The 2,435-nt window shown below is 72.4% G+C and carries 4 protein-coding genes; 1 reads left to right on the top strand and 3 read right to left on the bottom strand.

Features of this window, described 5'->3' with window-relative positions; translation table 11 throughout:
* Window positions 1-39: 39 nt before the first annotated feature.
* Window positions 40-171, bottom strand: a complete 132-nt coding sequence (locus KS423_RS47755) for a hypothetical protein (RefSeq protein ID WP_263455836.1) — start codon at window positions 169-171, stop codon at window positions 40-42.
* 35 nt (window positions 172-206) lie between these two features.
* Complete coding sequence (nucS, locus tag KS423_RS43460; RefSeq protein WP_224285208.1) at window positions 207-866, bottom strand: endonuclease NucS; 660 nt, start codon at window positions 864-866, stop codon at window positions 207-209.
* Window positions 867-1,346: 480 nt separating this feature from the next.
* Between nucS and KS423_RS43455 the strand changes: the two genes are divergently transcribed.
* The gene (locus KS423_RS43455; protein WP_045694845.1) at window positions 1,347-1,739 is read left to right on the top strand and encodes an SCO5389 family protein; all 393 of its coding nucleotides are present in this window, start codon (window positions 1,347-1,349) and stop codon (window positions 1,737-1,739) included.
* An 87-nt stretch (window positions 1,740-1,826) separates the two neighbouring features.
* Here the strand turns inward: KS423_RS43455 and KS423_RS43450 are convergent.
* Window positions 1,827-2,435 (bottom strand): LLM class flavin-dependent oxidoreductase (locus KS423_RS43450; protein ID WP_224285207.1); only part of this gene is annotated, 609 nt, incomplete at its 5' end.

The following is a 2,435-nucleotide window of genomic DNA, read 5'->3' as shown; positions in this document are numbered from 1 at the left end:
TCAGCCGCCGGCCCCGCAGCCGGGGCAGCCGCAGCCGCCTCAGTCGACCGGGCAGCCCTCGAAGACGACGGAGCCGAGCCGCAGCCCGTCGTCGCCGGCGTCTCCCACGAGTTCGCCGCCGGCCGCGTCCGGGTCGCCGACCGCGCCGGGCGGGACGGCCGGCCCGACCACCCCGGGGCCGTCCTGAGCGGGCGGGAAGCGGACGGTCAGAACAGCTTGAGCTTGTCGTCGTCGATGCCGCGCAGCTCGTCGTAGTCCAGCACCACGCAGCCGATCCCGCGGTCGGTGGCCAGGACGCGGGCCTGCGGCTTGATCTCCTGCGCGGCGAAGACGCCCTTGACCGGGGCCAGCAGCGGGTCCCGGTTGAGGAGTTCGAGGTAGCGGGTGAGCTGCTCGACACCGTCGATCTCGCCGCGGCGCTTGATCTCGACGGCCACCGTGGCGCCGTCGGCGTCGCGGCAGAGGATGTCGACCGGGCCGATCGCGGTGGGGTACTCGCGGCGGATCAGCGACCAGCCGGTACCGAGCACCTCCATCCGGTCCGCGAGCAGCTCCTGGAGGTGCGCCTCGACGCCGTCCTTGATCAGGCCCGGGTCGACCCCGAGTTCGTGGGACGTGTCGTGCAGCACTTCCTCCAGCGTGATGATGAGCTTCTCGCCGGCCTTGTTCTCCACCGTCCAGACCCCGTCGGCCTCCTTGAGGACGCACGGCGGGGACATCCAGTTGAGCGGCTTGTAGGCGCGGTCGTCGGCGTGGATGCTGACGCTGCCGTCGGCCTTGACCAGGATCAGCCTGGTGGCGGAGGGCAGATGGGCGGAGAGCCGACCGGCATAGTCGACTGAGCAGCGGGCAATTACGAGACGCACGGTCGACCACGCTAGCCCACCAGGGCCAGTTGATGCGATTCCGCGACGACGGGGTGAAGAAAGCGCGAACCCGGCCAACATGGAGGTCCCGCGGTCCCGCTACCGCCCGTCGAGGTCTGGCGCCTCCACCCTCAGGTCGCTACGGTGTGTGACGGCACGCTTGCGGGATCGCTGTCAACGGGGATGGAGACTGCAGATGAACGATCCGACGGGATCCGGCCAATCTGGTGCGCCGCAACGTATTTCCGTAGCAATACCCAGGAACGACCGGCCTGTCGCGCCGTTGACTGCCACGCTGTTCTGAGCGCGTTCGGTGTCCAGGACGTCACGTCCCGTGGTGCCGCCGCGATCGCGTAGGTGTTGGAAACCCCTGTCCCTCGGTGTTCCGGACGCCCCACGCGAATCCGCCACCCTCACTGTGAGCTTGACCTACGCACGACCACCCGGGCGCCGCGCGGGTGGACCGCGAGAGGAGAATCCATGTCGCTCGACGTCTCACCGGCCCTGCTCGAGAAGGCCGAGCGGGGCGAGGTCGACGAGCGGGAATTCGTCGACTGCGTCCGCGTCTCGCTGCCGTACGCCTGGGACCTGATCAGCTCGCTGGTCGCCCAGGCGAAGGTCGACGGCACCGACTTCGCCGACAACCAGGTACCGCCGCCCAGCGAGCAGGCCCGTGGCCAGCTCCTGCGCGCCCTTGCCAGCGACGCCATCCGGGGCGCCCTCCAGCGCCACTTCGGGGTCCGGCTGGCCTTCCAGAACTGCCACCGGGTGGCGGTGTTCCTGCCGTCGGAGGCCAACGAGGCGCGGTACGACCGCTTCACCTCCGTCCGGGAGCAGCTGCTCAACCAGTCCGAGGAGCTGCGGGACTGCTGACTTCGTCGTACCCCGCTGCGGCGCCGGCCGCCCCCGTCCCCCGGTGCGGGGGGAGGGGCGGCGGCCCGGGCCCGTCCCCCGCGGGGTTCAGCCCAGCTGCGGCAGCACCTCGGAGCCGAGCCGGGAGATGTTCTGCAGGGTCGCCTCCTGGTCGCCGCTGCCCTCGGCGAGCAGGGCGAAGCGCCGGATGCCGGTGCGCTCAGCGGTGGCCAGCAGCCGGTCGGCGCACTGCCGCGGGGTGCCCACCGCGTGCAGGTCGCAGAGCAGCTCGGTGTACTGGCGCGGGTCGCGCATCGTGCGCTCGCGGCCGTCCACGGTGCGGTGGGCGCCGAGCCCGTACTCGAACCAGCCGGGCATCGCGTTCAGCAGCGTGGACCGGGCCGCCGCGGCGCGGTCGTCGACCTGGGCCACCCCTGCCGCGACGTGCTGGCGGCCGATCCGGCGCAGCTGCTCCTCGCTGCGCCCGGCGGCGAGCCAGGCGGCCCGGTACAGCTCCAGCATCCGCAGCTTGTCGTCGTCCCCGGAGTGCATGCCGAGCAGCATCGGCAGGCCGCGCTCGGCGGCCAGCCGCACCCCGCCCGGCGAGGTGCAGGCGACCACCACGGGCGGGCCGGCCACCGGCCGCCCGTCGACGGTGAGCTCCTCGCCGAGGCCCTCGTCGTCCCGGCGCTGGCGCGGGAAGCGCACGGGGCCGGA

The sequence above is a fragment of the Streptomyces sp. LS1784 genome, assembly GCF_020103755.1.
Lineage (GTDB): Bacteria > Actinomycetota > Actinomycetes > Streptomycetales > Streptomycetaceae > Kitasatospora.
Note: the sequence above shows the minus strand (reverse complement) of the source record. Positions and strands in the feature narration are given on the sequence as shown.

What these genes read in the sequence shown, in the direction of transcription:
- KS423_RS43455 (WP_045694845.1), top strand. Translation starts at nt 1,347, where the DNA reads ATGTCGCTCGACGTCTCACCGGCCCTGCTCGAGAAGGCCGAGCGGGGC.